Origin of the sequence: Pseudoalteromonas sp. Ps84H-4, from assembly GCF_024124645.1 — a bacterium.
Lineage (GTDB): Bacteria > Pseudomonadota > Gammaproteobacteria > Enterobacterales > Alteromonadaceae > Pseudoalteromonas > Pseudoalteromonas lipolytica_C.
This window is the reverse complement of the sequence record NZ_JAMXSK010000005.1, coordinates 53,078-75,614: the sequence shown is the minus strand read 5'-3', so window position 1 is coordinate 75,614 and position 22,537 is coordinate 53,078. Positions and strand designations below refer to the sequence as shown.

At 40.6% G+C, this 22,537-nt stretch carries 17 protein-coding genes; 6 read left to right on the top strand and 11 right to left on the bottom strand.

What is annotated here, in order from left to right:
• Nucleotides 1–3: 3 nt before the first annotated feature.
• Nucleotides 4–1,260 carry a hypothetical protein gene (locus NH454_RS06890; RefSeq protein WP_253038608.1) on the top strand — a complete coding sequence of 419 codons (1,257 nt, stop codon included), beginning with the start codon at nt 4–6 and terminating at the stop codon, nt 1,258–1,260.
• On the opposite strand, the gene NH454_RS06885 is transcribed toward NH454_RS06890, so the two are convergent.
• On the bottom strand, nt 1,249–1,965 hold the full coding sequence (locus tag NH454_RS06885; RefSeq protein ID WP_135923600.1) for an SIMPL domain-containing protein: 717 nt from the start codon (nt 1,963–1,965) through the stop codon (nt 1,249–1,251). The genes NH454_RS06890 and NH454_RS06885 overlap by 12 nt on opposite strands.
• Before the next feature lie 169 nt (nt 1,966–2,134).
• Between NH454_RS06885 and NH454_RS06880 the strand changes: the two genes are divergently transcribed.
• Both NH454_RS06880 and NH454_RS06875 read left to right on the top strand, forming a co-directional pair.
• Nucleotides 2,135–4,804 carry a bifunctional acetate--CoA ligase family protein/GNAT family N-acetyltransferase gene (locus NH454_RS06880; RefSeq protein ID WP_135923599.1) on the top strand — a complete coding sequence of 890 codons (2,670 nt, stop codon included), beginning with the start codon at nt 2,135–2,137 and terminating at the stop codon, nt 4,802–4,804.
• A gap of 15 nt (nt 4,805–4,819) precedes the next feature.
• A complete protein-coding gene (locus NH454_RS06875) occupies nt 4,820–5,767 on the top strand; it encodes an ion transporter (RefSeq protein WP_253038606.1) in 948 nt (315 codons plus the stop codon).
• 26 nt (nt 5,768–5,793) lie between these two features.
• Here the strand turns inward: NH454_RS06875 and NH454_RS06870 are convergent, their stop codons facing one another.
• Genes NH454_RS06870 through NH454_RS06860 form a run of 3 tightly spaced genes read right to left on the bottom strand, consistent with a single transcriptional unit; the run spans nt 5,794 to nt 10,942 of the window.
• Nucleotides 5,794–10,299, bottom strand: coding sequence for an EAL domain-containing protein (locus NH454_RS06870; RefSeq protein WP_253038605.1), 4,506 nt, complete (start codon nt 10,297–10,299; stop codon nt 5,794–5,796).
• 15 nt (nt 10,300–10,314) lie between these two features.
• Complete coding sequence (locus NH454_RS06865) at nt 10,315–10,740, bottom strand: GNAT family N-acetyltransferase (RefSeq protein WP_135923596.1); 426 nt, start codon at nt 10,738–10,740, stop codon at nt 10,315–10,317.
• 1 nt (nt 10,741) lies between these two features.
• Nucleotides 10,742–10,942, bottom strand: a complete 201-nt coding sequence (locus NH454_RS06860) for a DUF3283 family protein (RefSeq protein WP_135923595.1) — start codon at nt 10,940–10,942, stop codon at nt 10,742–10,744.
• Between the two features lie 145 nt (nt 10,943–11,087).
• Between NH454_RS06860 and NH454_RS06855 the strand changes: the two genes are divergently transcribed.
• On the top strand, nt 11,088–11,789 hold the full coding sequence (locus NH454_RS06855; RefSeq protein ID WP_253038604.1) for a transporter substrate-binding domain-containing protein: 702 nt from the start codon (nt 11,088–11,090) through the stop codon (nt 11,787–11,789).
• Here the strand turns inward: NH454_RS06855 and NH454_RS06850 are convergent.
• The 4 genes from NH454_RS06850 to zntR all read right to left on the bottom strand — a co-directional run bounded on the left by NH454_RS06850 (nt 11,786) and on the right by zntR (nt 15,102).
• Nucleotides 11,786–12,031, bottom strand: a complete 246-nt coding sequence (locus NH454_RS06850; RefSeq protein ID WP_135926240.1) for a DUF1289 domain-containing protein — start codon at nt 12,029–12,031, stop codon at nt 11,786–11,788. The two genes, NH454_RS06855 and NH454_RS06850, sit on opposite strands and share 4 nt — an antisense overlap.
• Before the next feature lie 109 nt (nt 12,032–12,140).
• Nucleotides 12,141–13,271 carry a 1-acyl-sn-glycerol-3-phosphate acyltransferase gene (locus tag NH454_RS06845; protein ID WP_135923594.1) on the bottom strand — a complete coding sequence of 377 codons (1,131 nt, stop codon included), beginning with the start codon at nt 13,269–13,271 and terminating at the stop codon, nt 12,141–12,143.
• A gap of 153 nt (nt 13,272–13,424) precedes the next feature.
• The gene (locus tag NH454_RS06840) at nt 13,425–14,705 is read right to left on the bottom strand and encodes an SO_0444 family Cu/Zn efflux transporter (RefSeq protein ID WP_199526080.1); all 1,281 of its coding nucleotides are present in this window, start codon (nt 14,703–14,705) and stop codon (nt 13,425–13,427) included.
• Complete coding sequence (gene zntR / locus NH454_RS06835; RefSeq protein ID WP_135926239.1) at nt 14,689–15,102, bottom strand: Zn(2+)-responsive transcriptional regulator; 414 nt, start codon at nt 15,100–15,102, stop codon at nt 14,689–14,691. The genes NH454_RS06840 and zntR overlap by 17 nt, the downstream gene beginning before the upstream one ends.
• A 94-nt stretch (nt 15,103–15,196) precedes the next feature.
• On the opposite strand from zntR, the gene NH454_RS06830 reads away from it, so the two are divergent.
• A complete protein-coding gene (locus tag NH454_RS06830) occupies nt 15,197–16,141 on the top strand; it encodes a D-2-hydroxyacid dehydrogenase (protein ID WP_199526079.1) in 945 nt (314 codons plus the stop codon).
• A 159-nt stretch (nt 16,142–16,300) separates the two neighbouring features.
• On the top strand, nt 16,301–16,684 hold the full coding sequence (locus NH454_RS06825; RefSeq protein ID WP_135923591.1) for a DUF3192 domain-containing protein: 384 nt from the start codon (nt 16,301–16,303) through the stop codon (nt 16,682–16,684).
• 31 nt (nt 16,685–16,715) lie between these two features.
• Here the strand turns inward: NH454_RS06825 and NH454_RS06820 are convergent, their stop codons facing one another.
• From NH454_RS06820 to NH454_RS06810, 3 genes are all read right to left on the bottom strand, one after another.
• Nucleotides 16,716–17,639, bottom strand: a complete 924-nt coding sequence (locus NH454_RS06820) for a diguanylate cyclase (protein ID WP_135923590.1) — start codon at nt 17,637–17,639, stop codon at nt 16,716–16,718.
• On the bottom strand, nt 17,608–21,048 hold the full coding sequence (locus tag NH454_RS06815) for a response regulator (RefSeq protein ID WP_253038603.1): 3,441 nt from the start codon (nt 21,046–21,048) through the stop codon (nt 17,608–17,610). Before NH454_RS06815 ends, NH454_RS06820 begins: the two co-directional genes overlap by 32 nt.
• 61 nt (nt 21,049–21,109) lie before the next feature.
• On the bottom strand, nt 21,110–22,507 hold the full coding sequence (locus NH454_RS06810; RefSeq protein WP_253038602.1) for a PhoH family protein: 1,398 nt from the start codon (nt 22,505–22,507) through the stop codon (nt 21,110–21,112).
• Nucleotides 22,508–22,537: the final 30 nt, after the last annotated feature.

Sequence of the window (22,537 nt, the reverse complement as noted above, 5' to 3'; positions counted from 1 at the left end):
TTCATGAATAAGGATGTTGTTAAAGCGTTTTTATCGCTCAGCAGTTTTACCGCCCTTAACCATGGTAGCCGTATTGTTCTTACCTTGTGCCTTGCAAGGTTATTAAGTAATGATGAGTTCGGCACTTTCGCCGCGTTACTCGCACTGTGTGAAATTCTTTTGTTACCAGCGAGCATGGGCTTTGCATCGTCTTTAATGCGTATTAGCTATCCGCTCTACAAAGCTCAACAACATGATTTACTGCGTGGCTTAAAGCATGTTTATTTAGCTGCATCTTGTTTATTCGGGGTGATTTTTGTTGCAGCTGTGGTGATCAGCTTTCAGGCCATTTCACCGCATCAAAGCGCCAAAGAACATGTAATTTATTTACTTTTACTAGTGCCGATTGGCGCCATTATGCAAAGCCAATCCGCTTTTTTAGTGGCTTTGAATAAACCTAAAATTGGCCTAATAACACAGCAGTGTATTTTTGAATTGCTAACCGCGGGGTTTTGTTTTTTCGTGTACTTGATACGTGGCGACTTATCTTTAGTCGAGATTTGTATCTTGTTGTTTTGTAGCATCTTGTGCGTAGTCAGTTATCAATATTGGTTAATCAAAAAAATGATCGTCGCAAGCACTGCCCGCTACCAAACCAAGCAATGGTGTAAAGACTCCTTGATCATGCTCGCCAGTGGTGCAGGCACTGTATTAGTCGCAAAACTCGATGTATTACTGGTGCATCACTGGTTTGGTGCACAAGGCGTAAGTATCTTCTTTCCTGCGGTGGTGATTGCCGGCTTACTGACTATTTTAGGCAATGCCGCCAACCAATATTTAAAACCCATTTTAATGGCCGATGAGACAACCGTTCAGCAACTTAGTGAGTTAATGAAAGTGCTGTGGCGCTTTAACTTTGCCGCTATCTTGCTACTTGCCCTGCTCGCAAAACCGCTACTTAATTTATATGGTGAAAGCCAATTAGAAGAAGGGTTTTGGATTTTAATGCTGCTGTTACTCGGGCAATTGTTACTACCAGCAAGAATTTTAGCCAGTAGTATGATCAAGTTAAAAGGGAATCCGCTGATCAACTTGTATGTATTACTGGGTGCAACCAGCATCACGGTTTTGATGGCGATGCTGTTAAAAGATCAGTTTGGCTTATTGGGGGTGGCTGTGGCATTTAGTGGTGGTTTTATGCTTGGTGCGCTTTGCCGCATGGTGATTGTATGTACACGCATGCGGCTGCCTTTATCTGTGGTATTGGGTTTAGTCAGATAAATAATATTCTACACTGGTAACAACACGCACTTTTTTCAGCTGAGGCGTGTTTGAATCTCTATCAGAAATTGAAAACTGGCCTTGGTGGGCGGTTTTAATTTTACCCAACTTAGACTGAGAATCTTTGGCAAATTTCATTGCCACCTCACGGGCTTTTTCGGTTGCCTCTTGAATCATATTCGGCTTGATTTCATTTAAGCCATTAAATAAATATTGAATACGCGTTTCGTAATTGTCTTGTACTATCGCAATGCCTTGCTTAGCTAATTGGCTTACTTCGCCTAGCGCATGCTGTACTTTTTCAATATCATTTGAATAAACAATAACATTATTACGGGCAATATAACGAAACTGCTGATTTTCGCCGCCATATTCACGAGCTTGTTTATCAATAATTGATTGGCTGCCGAGGCTTATTTCTTCATCGCTAAAACCATGTAGCTTTAAAAAAGCCACAACCGCATCGCTTTTCTCTTCAACCCGACCAACTAGTTTTTCGAGGTTATTATCGGCATCAGAAAACTGCAATGGCCAAATAACGGTGTCGGCTGGCACTTCCATTTCCGCTAAACCTTTAACGTGGACGGTGCGCTCCATGCCTTTTACATCAAGGGCTGCACTTTTCAATATAAAACCTAATCCAAGCAAACCAACCGCCAATGCGCACGCTGCAATAACGATATTAAATGGTTGCGTCTTATTCATGCTTTTCTCCTTGATGTAGGTCACTGTTTTTGACTCGAAAAGTAGTTATAAACAGGTTATCTTATGAGTATAACTATTAATACTTTAGAAGCGTGTCGGTTCTAGTTTGGGTGTATTAAACTTAACAGACCCTGAAGTTTTAACAAACAGCGCAAGCAAAGGAAACAGCATGAGCGTTAAACGTATTAGCCAATTTTTTAACCCTAAATCGGTCGCTGTAATTGGCGCCTCTAACTCTCCAAATCGTGCTGGCTTTGTGGTGATGCGCAATCTGCTGCAAGGGGGTTTTAAAGGCCCTATCATGCCTGTTAGTTTAAATCACAGTGCTGTACATGGTGTATTAGCTTATCCAAGTATAGCAGCGTTACCAAAAGTACCAGACCTTGCGGTTATTTGTACTAACAAGAATACCTTAATTAACATCATTAATGAGCTAGGTGAGCTTGGCTGCAAACATGCAGTGGTAATTGCTGCGGGATTAAACGTAGAACAAAAACAAGCACTGAAAGAAGCTGCCCTTGCAGCTAATGTATCTTTGCTTGGGCCAAATTGCTTGGGCTTACTCATTCCTCATATTGGCTTAAATGCCAGTTTTTCACATACAGTTGCAAGCCCTGGAAAGCTCGCCTTTGTATCGCAATCAGCTGCTGTTTGCTCAACCATTCTTGATTGGGCGAAAAACAAAGAGATAGGCTTTTCATATTTTGTGTCTGTGGGTGATTGCCTAGATATCGACTTTGATGAGTTACTCGACTTTTTAGGCCGAGATGCTAAAACCAAGGCCATCTTGTTGTATATCGATAATATTGAAGATATTCGCAGCTTTATTTCTGCAGCGCGAGCCGCTGCGTTTAGTAAACCCGTAATTGCTATTAAAACCGGTAAAACCAGTGCTGGAGCGCTTGCAGCAGAGATCCATACCGGTGGCAAACAAAGCTCAGATGCGGTCTATGATGCGCTATTCCAACGAGCGGGTATGTTAAGAGTAAACGACCTACGAGAGCTTTTTGCTGCTACACAAACGCTAGCAATGCACCCCAAATTACTTAAAGTCGAACAACTGACTATTTTAACCAATGGCGGCGGCCCAGGTGTCATGGCCGTTGATACGCTATTACAAAGCTCAGGTAAGCTGGCTGAGCTCAGCGACGAGACCAGAGCTGCTCTTAATAAGGTTATCCCGCAATCGGAGATGACCTCAAATCCGGTGGATATTTTTGGCGACTCAGCGCCAAGACGCTATCAACAAGCATTAGAAATCTTATTGCAAGCTAAAGAAGTTAAAAACCTGCTGATCATTCATACCCCTTCAGCGCTTGCACCGAGTGAAGATTATGCTGAGATTATTGTCGAAACCTTAGAAAAAATCCCGAAGATGGCTCGCCCTTATGTTATGACGAACTTTATGGGTGAAGATGCCGCGTATGCTGCGCGAAAGGTCTGCGCTAATAATGCCATTCCGACCTACCGTACACCTGAAGGTGCGGTTGGTGCCTTTATGCACTTGGTAAGTTATCGCCGTAACCAAAAGCATTTAACGCAAACGCCAGAGTCAAACACCGATGATGCAAAAATAAATAAAGACGCAGCTCGGGCTGTAGTGAATGAGTTTTTAGCCGAAGAGCAAAGCTATTTATCAACCCATGAAGCAAGCCAAATACTCACTCATTATGGCATTGATTGTATTCAAACTGAGGTTGCTTACACGCCAACTGAAGCCAAAGAACAAGCCATTGAGCTGGGTTTTCCGGTAGCGTTAAAACTAATAAGCCCAAGTATTCCTTCTAAATCAGAAGTCGGTGGTGTGGTCCTTAATTTAAATGATGCGCAAGAAGTTGAGCAAACAGCCTTTGCCATGCTGCTACGAATCAAAAACACCTACCCTGATGCCCATATTGAAGGCTTTTCACTGCAAAAAATGGCGCCGCGAGCGGGTGCTAATGAGCTACGTATCGCTATTAAAACAGAGCCTAACTTTGGCCCAGTGATCTTGCTTGGTGAAGCTGGCACCGGACTTGAATTCGCTCAAGCTGCAGTGGCACTACCACCACTGAATATGAACTTGGCAAAATACTTGATTGCTGCAGCGCACGATAAAGGCGTACTTAAAGACCGCGTACTACCAGAAAAGGTCGATAAATACCGTTTATGTGCCCTACTCACCCGCATCTCGCAGCTTGTTATCGACCAACCTGACATTACCAGTGTTGAACTAAATCCTATTTTAGCCAGCAACGGGCAGTTTTTGGTCCTTGATGCGACTATCGGCCTTAGCCGTTATAAAGCAAAAGCGAACCGTAAACGCTTGTGCATTCGCCCCTACCCGATTGAATTGGTTAAAGAAGTAACACTTAAAAACAATACCCAAGCACAGCTAAGGCCAATTAAACCGGAAGATGAGCAAGCTCACTTAGAGTTTGATCAATCATTAAGTAAAGAAGACAGATATAAGCGTTTCTTCGGTGAATTACCGCAATTTAATCATGATCAACTCGCAAAAATGACACAAATCGATTACGACCGAGAAATGGCGTTTATTGTTAGCCAAGAACAAAATGGCTCAGCCTGCACGCTAGGTGTATCTCGTGTATTGATGGATCCTGACAAGCTCGATGCTGAGTTTGCAATTGTGGTGCGCTCTGATTGCCAAGGTTTAGGGCTTGGTACAATATTAATGAATGCGGCGATTGAGCATTGTAAAAACCAAGGCGTTAAACAAATTGCAGGCATTACTTTGCCGGAAAACACGGGCATGATTGAACTAGCACGAAAACTCGGGTTTAAAATCACCCGCGACTTTGAAGAAGGCAGCATTAACATGGTGCTAAAACTTAACTAAAACTGGATCACTATTTTGCATCGTTTAAGAAATTACACTGCACGAGTTTTTGAAGGTAACGGTAAATATCGACGTATAGGACGCGCTCTCGACGTATTTTTGATGTCGTTGATCATGATTAATGTGGTGGCGATTGTGCTGGAGTCGGTTGGCCCTTTAGCAAAGCAATATCATCACGAATTTTTAATGATTGAGCTGATTTCAGTCGGTATCTTCACCTTAGAATATGTGCTCAGGCTTTGGTCTTGTGTAGATAAAAGCGTGCATAAAGAAAGCACGCTGACAAACTCAAAAATTCGTATTAAATATTTCTTTTCGCCGTTGGCGCTGATTGACCTTATCGCAATTTTACCTACCATTCTGATGGTCTTTGTGAGTGTTGATTTACGTTTCTTACGAGTGCTTAGGTTAATGCGTATCTTTAAGCTCACACGCTATTCAAGGGCGATGCAACTACTCTTAAACTCATTTAAAGAGGAAAGCAGCTCACTACTTGCGGCTTTTTTTATTATGGCCGTGGTGCTAATAATTGCCTCATGCGGTATTTATTTAATTGAACACGATGTACAGCCAGATAAGTTTGGCTCCATCCCTGCTGCAATGTGGTGGGCAATGGTGACACTAACAACCGTTGGTTATGGCGATGTCGTGCCTGTGACTCCCCTTGGTCGCTTATTTGGTGGTGCCATCACACTAGTGAGTATGGGCATGGTGGCTATTCCAACCGGTTTGCTAGCTTCAAGCTTTTCTGAGCAGTTACGTAAACGCAGACAAGTATTTACCGATGCAGTACACGAAGCCGTTGAAGATGGGCACTTATCGCCTGTTGAAGAAGAACACTTAGAAAACTTACGTTATAAGCTGGGTTTAAGTCAGCAAGAGGCAAATAAAGCGATTCATAACGAACTTAAAAACCGCAATCGCAACCTGTATTGCCGCCACTGCGGTAAACGCCAAGATTAATAATTAAAGGGATAAAGTCAGTAACTTTATCCCTGAAACTCTTGATGCCAACTCTTATCTAAAAGCGGCCCTATTGCATCACCAGGTACCGGTTTACTAAATAAATAACCTTGAAAATACTCACAGTCTTTTGCCTGTAAAAAACGCAGTTGTTGGATAGTTTCTACGCCCTCTGCGACGCACTCTTTTCCTAAACTTTTTGCCAAGGTTAGAGTTGAGTTAATAATTGCCTCATCACCTTTATCAACACCAATATCATTAACGAAACTTTTATCAATTTTCAGCACATCAACCGGGAAACGCTTTAAATAGGTTAACGAGGCATAACCTGTACCAAAGTCATCCATATAAATACGACAGCCTAGCTGCTTTAATTTCTCCATGCTTTGTTGAGCTTTTTCTGAATCTCGCATCATCACCGACTCGGTAATTTCAAACACGACAGCACTGGCCGGTACTTTTATGGCATTGAGAGTGTGTTCAATGTTGGCAACTAAGTTCACACTTTCAAAATCAAGGGCCGATAAATTAATTGAGATATACAGTTCAGGATGAGTTATGTGCCACTGACGCAACTCAATAAGAGCTCGCGATAACGTTTGCAACATTATTTTGGTGATCAGTCCTGAACTTTCTGCCGCATTAGCAAAATCTTCAGGGCTATATACATCGTTACTAGGCCAGCGAAGTAACACTTCTAAACCAGCGACTTGATGAGTTTTTGCACTGACTATTGGTTGGTAATAATTGCAAAACTCATGCTCTAGGTAAGCTTTACTCAATTGCGATTCAAGATGCAATGTACGCTGAACCTGTAAATTCATCTCTTGTTTATAAAATTGATAACACCCCTCTACATGACGCTTAGCATGATATAAAGCAACGTTTGCCGCTTTTAACAACGCTTTAGTTCCGCTTGCATCATCTGGGTATACGGCCACCCCAACGCTCAGATTAACCTTAACCGCTTGCTGACTTAGCTCTATGTGTTTTTCTACTGAGTCCATCACCTTGGCACACAGTAACAATAACTCATCTATTTGTTTGTAATCTTCAGCTAGAATCACAAACTCATCGCCATCAAATCGCGCAATACTATCTTGAGGTCGAAGCACATTTTTTAACCGCTGAGCTACTCGTTTAATTAATTCATCAGATTCTTCGCGTCCAAGTGAGTCATTAAAGTATTTAAAACGCTTGATATTAACATTCAACAAGGCAACTTTGGTTTTATGATAATCAGCTTGCTCAATCGCATGATTCACACGGTCATTAAATAATGTTTTATTTGGTAAACCAGTAAGCGCATCATAGTTTGCTAAAATATGTAGTTCACTTTCTGCTAGTTTTTGTGCACTGATGTCAGTAACAATGATCACATAACTATCGAGCTGACGATTGCTGCCTGCTACAGCACTAATTTTAATCAATACTTGTCGTTTCTCACCGTTTGCCACAACCACGACATCTTCGGCGGAATAATGCTCACCCGATTGTAGGTTTTGCATAACTCGTAAGTAATTGATCCGAGCCGATACAGGTAATCCCAGCGTTAAAGAGCGGCTTGAGCGCGGCTCTGCGGGAAAATCAAAGGCATCTTGAAGTGATTTATTTGTGGCGCGGATACGCAGGTTTTTATCTATGATAAATACCCAGTCTCTCGTTTGTTCAAAGGCTGCACCAAAGAGACGAGCATTCTCTTCAAACACTAACTCACGCGTCATATTCGTGTAAGTGCCCGCTACTTTTTCAGGAGCTGTGCCTTGCCATTCGACCACTTTGCCAAAGTCTTTGTACCATCGCCATTGACCATCGGCATGACGTAATCGGTAAGTACAATTAAAGTAACCTTTTTGAGTGGATAAAAACTCCAGCCATTCCAATCGGAAAGTTTGCTTATCATGCGGATGAATTTTTGCTAAATAGTCATCTAAATTAACACTGTCGGTATCATAGCCCAGCTCGTTCCTAAGACGAGGTTGATAAATAATAGGGCTTTGTGACGACCAATCCCACACTCCTGAATGACTTCCCTCTAAAGCAAGCTTTAACCGCGCTTCACTTTCTTGGCTTTCTTTATGAGCGGCCAGCAAAATCTTCTGCATGCGATTACGTCTAAATACCCATGCAGCAATAATTAAAACTATCAAAATTAAGTACAATACAATGACATGTGGGGCTCGCCAAGGTGGGTACTTTACTTCGATATTTAAAATAGCAGGCGGAGTCAGGTCCCCCGTAACTGGGTCTTTTGCCCATACCTTAAGATGGTACTTTCCTGCACTTAGTTTTGGAAAAAGAACACGATTGTTATTGCGCGTATATGTTTTTTGTCCATCACCTAGTTGGTACTCATAAATGATACGTTCTTGATAATTAAATGCCATCGCCGAAAAAGCCACCTCAAGACCAATATCATCATGCTCAAGGACAACACTGTCGATAGGCTGTTTTAACTCAGCAGGCAAATCGCGAGACATTAGATCAAGGTTAGTAATATTGACATGATCAATCAGCGCTTGCTGGTAGTGGTTATCCATCGGATAAAAATAGGTAAACCCTTTTAAAGTACCATAAACTATCTGCCCAGATTTTAGCTTGGTAAATGCGCCACTATTAAACTCTGTTGAGAACAACCCTTCTGCACCGGTAAACTGCTGAAAGTGCAAGTTTTCTGGATTTAATCGCCACAACCCTTTGTGACTACTCATCCAGATCATACCGGCCTCATCGAGCACCATGTCGTAGAGCAATGTACCCAGTTTGTTTTTTTCTAGGTCAATCGTGTAAATATGCTCATAAGTATCAGCATCTAAGCCAATCAAACCGAAATTAGATAACGACAACCACAGTACATTGTTGTTATCTATGATGTACGACATCACATTAACAGCAACATTCTCATGTTGTTCTGGAACTGTATAAATAGTGGTTAGCTCGTATGTATCAGGATCAACTTGATACAGAATGCCGGCATTATAAAATAGTGGCGAATCAGGCTTACTTGTTAAAGCAGGTAAGAATCCATAGGCTAGGAAAGGCTCAAATTCATCAAACTGCCCTGCCAAACGGGTAATTACTTGAGTTTCAATATTATAAACAAACATGCCGTAGTCAGGGTGAACGTAAAATAGCTCCCCAGATGGCATCAATAATACACCGTGAACCCAATCGTTTATTAATTTTTGTTGCTCTGGATCTGCGGTTTTCACCGGGGTCGCTTGGCCTGTTTTTGGATCAAAACTCATGATCCCACGATTACTGTGTAACCACAGCTTATCTTTGTAAGGCATCACCTGATAGATGGTAAACTCTGTGGTGATAAGATCCACTTGGTAATCTTTTAAAAACACCTCGCTTTCGTAGGTATCCAAATTAATGGCTGTTAAACCATTATGGGTAGCAAGCCAAACTCTGTCCTGAAACTCAGTAATTCCCCATATAGAATGATGAGATAACCCATCTCCCTTTATTGAGTTTGCTACTACATTGCTAAAATTATAATTATCATAAGGTAAGTAAAAGGCTCCATCATTTTTAGTCGCCAACCACATACCGCCTGATTTGTCCTCAACTAAATCAATAATACTCGTATCAGCGAGTGTGTATCCGCTATCTTTTAAACGCGTACTTTTTACAAGCTCATTATTCGATGGAGTAAATTCGAATAACCCTTTATCAGTGCCTAAAGTTATTGATGTTTCCTTCGGAGTTATCGTCCAAATATTTAAATCATCAATTAAGGTTTTACTGCTAAAAGCAAGCTCGGGAGAGGCAAACATTTCATCTAAATGACTTATATCAATCTGATACAAGCCCCTAACAGCACCAACCAATAAAGTTTGCTCGTCAACAACTGCGAATGACTTTACATAGTTTTGATAAATATGAGTTGGTTCTTGTTGGAGATGTTCAAGTTTTCGATATTTACCTGACGCAATTTCATACACAAACGCCCCATTGCTGGTACCTATAAAAATGAAGCCTTTGTACGGGTACAAATCGCGAATGACACTACTTCTAACTCGATCTGGTATTTCAAAAATTGTTGTTACTTGTTTAGTTTCTAAGTCTAGTTTTGCAAAATCCCAACCACGTCCAAGCCAAAGTGTCTTATCATCAAGAGCGACCATGCTAAACACAGACTCGCTGAAAATCTGTTCTTCGGTAGTTGGTTTTGCAATAAATTGTTGATAACTATCGGTGTTAGGATCGTAACGAAATAAACCCGCTTGCAATGATGCAATCCAAATATAACCCTGGGGATCTTGGTAGATGCGGTCGATAATAGCGTCTTCTAGCTCGCCATTAGGGCCTTTAATATGCACAACTTGATAGCCATCGTAACGGTTTAGGCCACCTTCGGTCGATAGCCATAGGTAACCACTATCATCGATCAGCATAGTATTGACATAGCTTTGCGATAAGCCTTCGCTGGTAGATAAACGCTTTACCTGTGCAAATGCTGGCTGACTAAACAAGCCACAGATAAAAAATACAAACAGCACGATGATGGAAAAGAACTGTGTCATTGACGTTCCAAATTGCTAACTTGGCACTGTGTGTCGTGTACAGTGCATCGCAACTATATTTCGATGCGCATATAACTCAAACAACGATTGCAAAGAATTGGGTAATGTTAACGTACAGTTAAACCCATTTTGTACATAAAAATCAATCAGATTTTGGTATGCAAAAGTAAATATAGGCGCGTTTTGTGCTGTAATTAACGTCGTAAGTAATTGAGAAGCAATCTTTTGACCTCGCCATGCATCATCAACATAAAGTGTTGATAAAAACAAAGACCCCGACTGGTTTTGTATTCGACATGCTGCAATAATCTCTAGACCAGAATAGCAAACCCATACTTGGTCTGCTTTGCAGGCTCGCCCTCGAGCACCATGTTTATCATAAAACTTATTAACTAACGGTGTTTTTATTGGTTCAAGAAGACAAAATTTTAGCGCAGTCATATCAGCTCATAAGTGCAAGATAATGCTCAAACTGCTGTTTCAAAAATGCTTGTTCTGACATTGGGCGACTGTTAATTGTTGTATATACCCCCTCCCGCGTATTTTTACCTCGCTTTATTTGGTAAGCCCAAAAAGAGGCTTCATAGTCCAGTTGTATTTGATACTTTTGCTCTCGTGGCAACTTACATAAATTAAAACTCATATATTCACAACAACTAAAAAATAATAGTGGCTAGTATAGCATTTTTTATTGGTCTGTTTAGCCTAATGCCATACGATTAACCTTGATTTTGGTAGCACATACCAGTAAATTAACGGCGGTTTTTTAAACACGCAAGGAATGCACATTGTCAAAATATCTGCTTCTCAGATTTGCGCTAGTCTTATTGATTTTTTGCCTTCCTGCTAGTGCTAGCTCGAACCTATTAATTTTCAATCGACCAGCAGATACCCCACAAGCACGTTATGTTATTGATTTACTGAAAATGGCCTACAAAGAAATAGGTTATGAAGTACATATCATTGATTTTAACCACCAAAGTGCCCTGATAGCAGCCAATAATGGTATTTTAGATGGTCAACTAGGTCGTATTGCAGATGTAAAAGATGACTACCCAAACCTACTAAAAGTTGATTTCCCGCTTTTTGATTTTAATCTTGTGCTATTAAAAAATTGCCAACACTGTCGCTATAAAGAATTAAAATCATTAGCAATTCAATCAAGTTATCCTGCTGCCCAAAGTTACATCGATAAACACCCATTCGGCGGAGATGTTATTAAAGTACGAAATATTACCGCACAATTAAATTTACTAACCCAAAAGCGTGTTGAAGGCACTATATTGCTAGATTTTATGCTCAAAACAAAGCACCCAGATTTTAATCAAGCAGCTTTTCATAAAGAAGTTTTAATGCCAATGCAGAGCTTCCATTTCGTTCATAAACGCCATGAGGCACTAATTCCTAAGCTCACTCGCGCCCTTCAGAAATTGCAGGAAGAGGGTAAAGTGCATTTTCTAAAATCCAAATATAACTTAACTGAATTTTAAAAATCAAAACCACCTTGCGAGGGAGAAGACGGTGGGTTTTCTGCTTGTTGTTTTTTTTGTAGGTAACGCTTATATCGCTGTTGGCACAAGCTAATTACTTTACGCTTTTCGGCATTAGTAAACTTATTCCAATAGAAGCGTTCATCCCTGCTTCGATAACAGCCTTTACAATACCCTCGATTGTTAACCTGACAAATCCCTTTGCAAGGGCTTGGAATCTCAAAGATTTCAATTTGTTGCATCATATTTGCCAGTGACGAGTTCATAACTAAAGTATAGCCTGAAAAATAACCATAAAAAAAGCCACTTTATAAAAGTGGCTTTCTAACGCTATTTTTAGCCGCTAAAAATTTAGGCTAATTCACTGTTTGTCAGTTCTGCTTTACGATGAAAAGGCTTCGCATACATTGCAAGAACTAGCGGCTTTAATTCATCGGGTACTTTTGCCAAGCGAGCATTAAATGCCTCTGCATCTTTTTTATCGACAACGGCTTCTTTACAGCCACCAGCAATATAGTTACCAGGGTGTAGAAAGAATGAATCAACGATTTGCTGATCAATGGTTTTTGCAAGCTCTTCAGGTGACTCACAGCCTGACTCAATTGGCTCACCAAAGGCTAAATGCACATGTCCTTTAGCTGTACTAAAGCCTTCAACAATGCTGGCAATATCTTCGCCTTGTTGTTTAACATACTGACCATGTTGCTGCTTATGATAAAGCTCTTTTGCTTTAGCTATCGCACACGGCTCATATTGATAAGAGATAGACACAGGCACAATTTTTAGTTCGCGCACGTATTCAGCAAACTCTTTCTTCTGCTTACGACCTTGTAACTGCAACATCTTAAGTAGAGCAGGATCTGTTTGGTCAAAACCATCTTTTGCTCGGCCTTCTTTTTGGGCTATCCAAATTGAGTGACCTTCAGCTAGGGAGTCATAAATATAAGCAGACAGCTGCGACAAAGCTTTTAGCATCTCTTTAGGTGCTTTCGCTGAGCGCTTCACAATAAAGCTTTTGTTTAAGCGCATTAACTCAGTGATATAAGGAATTTGCAGTAAGTTATCCCCAATTGCGATGCGAACAGTCGGCATATTGTGTTTAAACAACCCCCAATTCACCAATGCAGGGTCAAGCACGATATCTCGGTGATTCGAGATAAATAAATAGGCTTGTTTAGGATCTAGTTTATCTATGCCAGAAAATGTCACTTCAGAAGTAGTACGGGTGATTAACTTATTTAAATAATCTGCCACTTCATGCTGTACTTGCTCAACCGATGAGGTATTACCCCACTTTTTACGCAGCTGGCTGCGCACTAATGGGCGAGTAATAAATGGAAAATAGGATAAAAAGCGCGGTAGATTATATTTGGCAATTACATCCACAAAAGCATTATCAGCAATTAAACGTGCTACTGAATCAGCGACTTCATCATCATTGTAAGGTCTTATGTCGGCGTATTTATCCACACTTTCACTCATTAAAAACTACTTAAGTTAAAAAACGGCACGCACAGCGCACCGTTTAAATATTTGGCGGATTATAACTCAGGCAATTTTAAATGCGAACCGAGACGCGATAGTTAACCAAGTTATTTGCCAAATGTTAGTAAAATATATTTTTATAACAAGTAATTACGCAATGCTCTTACCAGTTTGCGAGGACTTTTTCAGAACCATTTTTAACACTAATCTAAGCATTAAAGTAGCCAATACAATGCCCGATATAAAGCTTAACCAATGCGGTAAAACTTCATGCTCTTCGCCTATCATCGGTGCCACCACAAAACCATATTGCGTCACTAAATAATCAGTTAAAAAGCCAAATGCCAACGCTGTAGCAATCACACCTATTAAGTAAGCAACCACTGCACGCTTACCTAGTTCTTTACCCACAACACCTAAGGTTGCAATATTTGTAGCAGGGCCTGCCAACATAAAAACTAATACTGCACCAGGCGATACACCACTGAGTAATAGTCCAGCAGCTATCGGTGTTGAGGCTGTTGCGCAAATATACATAGGAATACTAATTAAAATAACCACAAGCATCGCAAGTATGCCACTGCCCCATTGGCTTAAATAAGATTCTGGCACATAGGTTTGTACTAAAGCGGCAAAGAATAAACCAATCATTAACCAAATCATGGTGTCTTCAAGCAACTTGTTACAACTAAAACTCACCGCACGTTTCAGTTTACCAAAGCGGCTTTCAACTGCTTTAGTTGGCTGCTCACTGCTACAACAGCTTTTCTGCGAAGGTACTGCTTGTTCACTTGCGCAACTTTGTTGCGGCTCTGGAGTAGCTTGTGAACCTTTATTACTACAACAACTTGTTGTTTTAACAGCCTCAAGTTCTTTAGTTGTTTGCTTGCTGCAACAACTTTGTGCGGGCTTAGCAGGCGCCTCTTTACTGCAACAACTCGATGTGGTCATAGGCTCAGGCTGTTTACTGCTGCAACAAGAGGTTGTTTTAGTGTTCTCTTTATTTGCTGTTGTGCCTTGCTGTTGATGAAGCTCACTGTCTTTACCCACTAATACACCCGCCACAATGGCACTACACACGGCCGCAATAGGACGTATCACCGCCATAAATGGGCCTAGTAACACATAAGATACCGAGACCGAATCGACTCCCGTTTCAGGGGTTGAAACTAAAAATGCGGTGGTGGCACTTTTTGACGCCCCCGCCCTTCTTAAACCAATGGCAGCAGGGATCACACCACATGAGCACAATGGCATAGGAGCACCAATAAAAGCCGCTTTAACTGTGGTCCATAGCCCTTCTTTTCCTAAATGACGGTTAAGAAAGTTAGCAGGCAAATACACATTTAACAGACCAGCTATGAATAAGCCCAGCATTAACCAAGGCGCCGAGAGTAAAAACAGATGCCAAAAATTACTGAGTAAGTCCATCGATATCCTCCAGCGTCGTTAGTATTGAACAGTTTTCAGCGGGTTCTTCACCACCACAACATTTATCAGCCAATAATGAAAGTGAGTCATAAAAGCGGGTAAGCTCTGCAATTCTTTGTGCAACGAGATCGCGCTTTTGTAACGTCATCTCTTTAACTTCATGGCAAGAGTGCTGATCTTTATGAAACTTAATTTGCAGCAACTCTTTGATCTCAGCCAAACTAAAGCCAACATTCTTTGCTCTGAGAATAAACGCCATTTGCTTATAGTCATCCTCAGAATAAAAACGATATCCCACGTCTGAACGCGAACTTGGCGTTAACAAACCATGCTTTTCGTAGTACCTTAGGGTATCTGTTGAGACACCCAACTGGCGGGAAAACTCACCTATTTTCATCACCGTCTCCATTGTGAAGCGTTTATTTATTATGCTCACTATAAACCTTGGAGTACACCCCAAGGTCAAGCAATAAATTAAAAAAGGAAAGCACATGAATATTACTGTCCTTGATGCAGCAACATTAGCCAACACTTCGTTAGATGCCTTAGCACAGCTAGGTAAATTAACTTGTTACGATCTAACTTCCCAAGAGCAAGTTGTTGAGCGCTGCCAAGATGCTGATGTAATTATCAGTAATAAAGTGGTGATTGATCAGCTCGCTATGAGCCAGTTAACTAATTTGAAATTAATATGCGTTGCAGCAACAGGCACTAATAATATCGATTTAGAGGCAGCAAAAGAGCATAACATTGCAGTGACAAATGTGGCGGGCTATTCAACACCGAGCGTGGTGCAGCATACCTTCACCTTAATCACTAACTTATTGGGTAATACTCATAGATACATTAATGATTGCCAGCAAGGTTTATGGCAACAAAGCCCAATGTTTTGTCGCTTAGATTACAGCTTTAATGAAATTGCCGGCAAAACATTGGCAATTGTTGGTTATGGGTCATTAGGTAAAGCTGTGGCTGATGTAGCGCGTGCCTTTGGTGCCAATGTCATTATTAGTGAGCGAAAAGGTCATACGCCTCGTGAAGGTCGTGTTAGTTTTAATGATGCCCTAAGCAAAGCCGATATTATTAGTGTTCATTGTCCGCTAACGGATGAAACACGCAACCAAATAGCCGCGGCAGAATTAAGCATGATGAAATCGTCAGCTATTATTATTAATACCGCTCGTGGTGGGATTATCAATGAAGCCGATTTAGCTGACGCTTTAGCTAATAATGTCATTGCTGGCGCAGGTGTAGATGTACTTAGTAAAGAACCCGCAGAGCAAACAAACCCGCTGGCACTATACAAAGGCGCAAACTTATTACTCACACCACACATCGCATGGGCAAGCCAAGAATCAATCGCTCGCTTAGTTAACGAAATAGCTTTAAATATCCAAGCATTTAACCAAGGCGAACCACGGAATAGATTAGTCTAAAATACAACAAATTAGTCAAACAGACTAATCTACGTGTTTATTTAGCCTACCACGCATGTAAGTTAACAGACAAAACATTGATTTAAAAAGATTTTTAAAGTTGGCAAGCTGATTGCTATCTAACAATCACTTAAACTCGAATTTCTAGGGATAAAAAAAATGAAAAAAGCTCTTCTAATCGCTGCACTATCTGCTCCATTTTTAACAGGTTGCGTTATTGCAGTTTCAGATGGCGAAGCCGATACACATTGGGCAGGTAGTTCTTCATCAAGCTGGGAGAAGCAACATAAAAATAATCGTGAAATTATTTCTAACCTTGCACTCGATACCAGTTATCAAACAGTATTAAACAAACTTCATACACCTAACTTTACCGAGCTGCTAAAACAAGGTGATGATGTATATCAAGTGCTATTTTATGTTACGCATAGCATTCATTCAGATGGCAAGATGACAAAAGATGAGTGCACACCTTTAGTATTTAAAAATGATAAGTTAATCGGCGTGGGCGATACAATTTATCAATCGCTAAGTAACGGCTAATTAGCAAGCTAAAGTTAAGAGTAGGCTTTGCCTACTCTGATTCATTTACCGCAACCATCCTTGAAACAACTTTATCGCGTCCAGTATCTTTAGCTTGATACAAACCTAAATCAGCCTCTTCTAATAAAGTTTGCTCTGCGTATACTTGCCCGGTTTCAGTGGTGGCAATACCAATACTAATCGTAATGTGATCAGCATTTAAAGACGCTTTATGAGGGATATTTAGTTTATTCACTGCATCGCGTAGTTTGTTAGCAAATGCAATAGCTTCTTTTGCAGAAGTGTTTGGCAGTACCGCAGCAAATTCTTCACCACCATAACGTGCTACAAAGTCACTGCCGCGCTCACATGCCCCCACAAGCGCGTGAGCAATTTTTTTCAAACAATCATCCCCGGCTCTATGTCCATAACAATCGTTGTAGCGTTTAAAGTGATCAACGTCCATTAACAGCACAGATAACGGTGTACAGTCTCGACGACTTCGACGCCATTCACGAGCTAAATTCTCATCTAAATAACGCCTGTTAGGTATTTCCGTCAACCCATCAATCGAAGCAAGCATTTCAAGAAGGTCATTTTTTTGCTTAATTAATAACTGATTGCGTACCCTTGCACGAACTATCGCAGCACTAAAAGGTTTAGTGATGTAGTCCATTGCACCTAATTCAAGGCCCTTTGCTTCATCATCATGGCTGTTATTCGCGGAAATAAAGATAACGGGTAACATGCTGGTTGTGGCATTTTCTTTTAACTTGCCAAGTACCTCGTAACCATCAATGCCGGGCATCACTATATCTAAAATCAACAAGTCGACAGCTTGAGTTTTCAAAAACGTCAGTGCTTTTTCACCACTTTCAACACAAAAAACATCGTAGTCTTGCTGCAACGTTTTCTCTAATACCAAGCGATTTAACGGATCATCATCAACAATCAGTACCTTGGCTCTTTTCAACATGTGTAGATCCTTGTTCGATGATAAATGCAATCACTTGCTGTAATTGGCATTGCAATTCATCATTTAATTGTTCGGGCAGTTCACCAGTTTTCTTCAGCTTAACTTCACATTCCTGAGCGCACGCTGACAAACGTTTAAAACCGAGGTTTCCAGCTGACCCTTTAAGATTATGCACCACACGTATCAGCTCTTGCGCAGTGTTTACTTTAGATATGAGTAATAACTGCTCTTGTGCCATAATCGCAAACTTTGACAACATAGTTAATACTAACTTAGTGCTGTTTCCAAATTGGGATAGAATAAAGTCTTGATCGAAAAAGGATTCTTTTTTATGTTCCAATTCATTCATGGCTAAAAATAATTTGCTCGCAACAATTGGCTTGGTTAGGTGCTTATTCATACCAGCTGCAACTGATTGCTCTATGTCGGCAGGTTCACTGTGTGCCGTTAATGCATAGATTGGTATTTGTTGTTTACTAAATGTCTGACGAATAATGCGCGTTGCTTGGCAACCATCCATTTCTGGCATTTGAATATCCATAAAAATCAGATCAGGATGCAATGACTTTGCAAGCTTTATCGCTTTTTCACCACTGTCTGCACAAACAACATTAACATCAGCTTGCTCTAGAATACTTTTAATTATGTTTAAATTGAGTGGGTTATCGTCTACAGCAAGTACGAGTAAGCCTGATAAATCCATTTTAGAGGGTAACGACACCACAGACTTTTTGGCCGGCTCTGTGGTTTTATCAAACTGTAAGCAAAAGTAAAACTCACTGCCTTTGCCTTTTTCACTCTCAAGCTTGATTTCACCTCCCATCAAGGCAACCTCATACTTCACAATGGCAAGACCAAGTCCTACGCCTTGATGTGAACGAGTAAGAGATTCATCGCCCTGTGTAAACGCATCAAATAAACGACTTTGATCTTCTTGGCTTATCCCTATACCAGTATCTTTGACGGTAAAACAAATAAGTTGCTGCTCTGTTGATTGTTCAATGAGCTTCATACACAAGGTGACACTGCCTTGCTCTGTAAACTTAGCGGCGTTTGTCAGTAAATTTCCTAACACTTGTTGCAAACATATTTGGTCGCCAATTAAGCTGTCATTGATATCATCATCACATTCAATATTAAAAGTTAAGCCTTTTTTTCTGCACAGTGGTGCGATCAAGCCTTGGCAATACTCAATTAAATTAGAGACACTAAATGGCGCATTACTTAATTGCATTTGCGAGTTTTCTGCTCGAGCAAAGTCAAGCATGCGATTAAGTAAAGTAAGTAAACTATTTGCCGCAGATTTAGCTTGTTCTGCATGAGTACGCTGCTCAGCTGATAAGCCTTGTAAAGCAATTACATCAATCAGGCCTAACACTGCATTCAACGGCGTACGAATTTCATGACTTAAGTTTGCAATAAATCGGCTTTTTGCCAATGTTGCTCGCTCAGCATCGTCTTTTGCTTGCACAAGCGCTGTAACATCTTGCACATGCACAACATAGTAGTCGGGTGTTTGCTCGCCATTAAACACTAATGAAACACTAATTTGTAGCCATCGCTTTTGCTCTTGTTGTGGCAGGCTAAAGTGATAGACATTCTTCTTCTCGTTGAGTAAATCTAGTAACGTCTCTTTTAATGTATTAAATGATTGCTCAGCAAATAGGTCTTCCAATGTATAGTGACTAGGTGATTTATTACCTAAATCAATTGAAAAAATCTTCCTTGCCGCTTTATTTACTTGTAAAACCTGATAATCAAGTGACACTAACAGCACGCCATTGGCAGCATACTCCATTGCACTTCGTAATTTAGCTTCTGAACTTTGCAACGCATTGAGCGCTTCATACTGTTTGGTAATATCACGACCAATCGCCATAGTCCCCAAAAACTGCTGATGCTCGTTATAAAAAGGCACTATGCTCAAATCATAGATTTTATCTTGTGTTGATAAACGTTTTTGATAAACCTGTCTGTCTTTGAGCACTTTCTTTTCAAGCTCGTTGATTTCGCCATTATCATCACTGATATCACATAATTGCTGACCCACTAACTTTTCTTGTGGCAAGCCTATGTAGCGTTCATATGCTTTATTACACCCCAAAAATGAGCCATCAATGTTCTTAAAATAAATAATATCCGGAACATTGTTGAGCATGGTGTTTAATAACGCTAATTGACGCTCTTTAGCATCAATACTTCTTCTAAGCTGTTGCGACTTTACTTGTACTTGAGAATCTAAAGTTTTATTGGCTTCTTGTAAGGACTGTACTAACTCTTCATTGCGTCGAAAGATCTGCTTAACACGACTAAACCAAGGCTGCCAGTTAGCAGGAATTTTGTAACTTACAAGCGCTTGCTTGCCCTCATCATGCTGCTCTAAATAATTCATTAAATGCGTCATGGGTTTTACAAAAATACGTTGGCTTAACCAAAACACGGCACTAAACATCATTACTAAAAAGACGCTTAAAAACATAAACTCTAAAAAAATGTCATAGCCAATAGGCTTACTCAATGCCCTAAGTGATTCGTGAAAACGCGTATGAATAGGTAAGTTGGTAGTATCTTGTACAAAATGACTTTGATAGCGCGAGCCTGAACTTTCAACGATATCTGGCCAATATCCTGTCGCATTAATGGCGCTCTTTAATATCTCTTTAGAGCTAGCAATCACTTGGTTGTCTTGATTAATAAAGATAAACTCACCATCACTAGGTGCTATCTTCTTAAGCCACAATGAAATAGCCTCTAGGTCATAGATCAAAACGATATAATCTTGACTATCAGTTGCTCTTTGTTTACCAATTGCAAAATAGGCATGACCGTTTATGGTCAAAACAGAGCTTGAAGCAAGCCGTTCTTCATTCAGTTGCAATGGACGAAACTTGTTATCTAAAACACTCGTAAGCAACTCACTTTTCGTTGTATTACGTCGTTTAATAAAAACAAAACCCTGCTGGTTTACATAGGCAACTGCTTCAAGTGATTGAATTAAAGAAAGTGCGGTATTGAACGATGGGCCTAGGGCTATAACTTGTCGCCATTGATTAACTGCAAATTGCGTTGAAGCAAATCGACCTTGCCCCACAACTTCTCCGATCCCCTCACCTACCGATTGGTAATAATAATGATCAAACTGATTAACATTGCGCGCCAAGCTAGGCGCATAATCATAAGAAAGTGGCTGCTCGTAGAGCTTGAACATAGTATCTATTAAGCCATTGGCAGCATTCATTGCATGGCTAAGCTGTGCAGAGATATTATTAAAACCGTTTTGCCTGCTTTCAATAGCACGTTCGAGCTTTAAATTATAAAGATGCAAACACAAAAAAAACGCCACCAGCAGTGGCACAATAAGTGCCACTGATAAAGAGCGATAATAATGCTTTAATGGTAAAAAATTCACTGGTTATAAGTACCTTACCTCGTTAACGGTTAGGTTAACGAGGCATAGAAGTACTAGCAAGTTATAAATTTTCTTCAGCGAAGCTGGCTAAACGGCTGCGTACGACGCCATTTAAGTTAACAGTGGCGCTGCCTTCAAAATCTTTAAAGCGTTCAACAATATAGGTAAGCCCTGAAGTTACGGGGGTTAAGTAGTTGCTATCTATTTGCGCCAAGTTACCTGAGCAAATTAGTTTCGTGCCTTCACCGCAGCGGGTAATAATGGTTTTAAGCTGTGATGCCGTTAAGTTTTGACTCTCATCCAAAATCACAACGGCGTTTTGAATGCTACGGCCGCGCATAAAGTTCACCGATTTAAACTGTACGTTGGCTTTTTCCATAATGTAATTACGGCTCGAAATCGGGTTTTCATCTCCTTTATGCAAAACCTCTAAAGTATCGGTAATTGCTGCTAACCAAGGTGCCATTTTCTCTTCTTCAGTACCGGGTAAAAAGCCAATTGATTCAGCAATTTCTGGCGTGTTACGGGTGACTATAACTTTATCGTAAATGCCTTTTTCAATGATCATTTCAAGGGCACTGGCAAGAGCAAGCAAAGTTTTACCACAGCCTGCTGGGCCCGTTAAAATCACTAGTTCTATACTTGGGTCAAGTAGCGCATCAAGTGCCATCCCTTGATACACATTCTTAGGTTTTACACCCCAAGCGGTATGGCTCATCAAACGCTCAACACTAATATCTTTTAAAGTAATTTGTTTATCATCGTAGCTTGTTACTCGAGCCGCAAAGTGATCGCTATCATCTAAAATATATTCATTGCAGAACACATCACTAATCGTATTTTTTGCTACGTGGTGATAAGTATCTCGGCCTCGCTGCTCAGTTTCACACTCACCAACCTGTTGCCAAAAGTCTCCGTCAATTTTTTTATAGCCGCTGGTCAGTAAGGCTATGTCGTCAATTAATTGGTCAGTTCTGTAGTCTTCAACAAATTTAAGGCCGGCTCCCTTCGCCTTGAGGCGCATATTGATGTCTTTAGTTACAAGCACCACTTTGCTATCGCTGTGCTGCTTTTGCAAATGCACTGCACAATTGATAATACGATGGTCATTTTCGTTGCCTGGTAAACCCGAAATACTGTCTGCAAATAAGTGATCATTAACGATAATTAGGCGGCCACGAGACTCTGTTTTCGCCTTTTTATTACTCGGCAGTGCCACCCCTTGCAACATCTGCTCAGGAGACGCGTCTTTTAACACTTCATCTAAACCACGAATAGCAACACGGGCGTCACGACTAACATCGTGTTTTCTATCTTTAATATGGTCAAGCTCTTCTAATACTGTCATTGGGATAACAACATCATGCTCTTGGAAAGATAAATAAGCGAGGGGTTCGTGGAGTAATACATTGGTATCGAGCACATACATTTTACTATCAAGGTTCGAAGCTTTTTCCATAGCACTTTCCTTACGTTTTATGATTTTTAT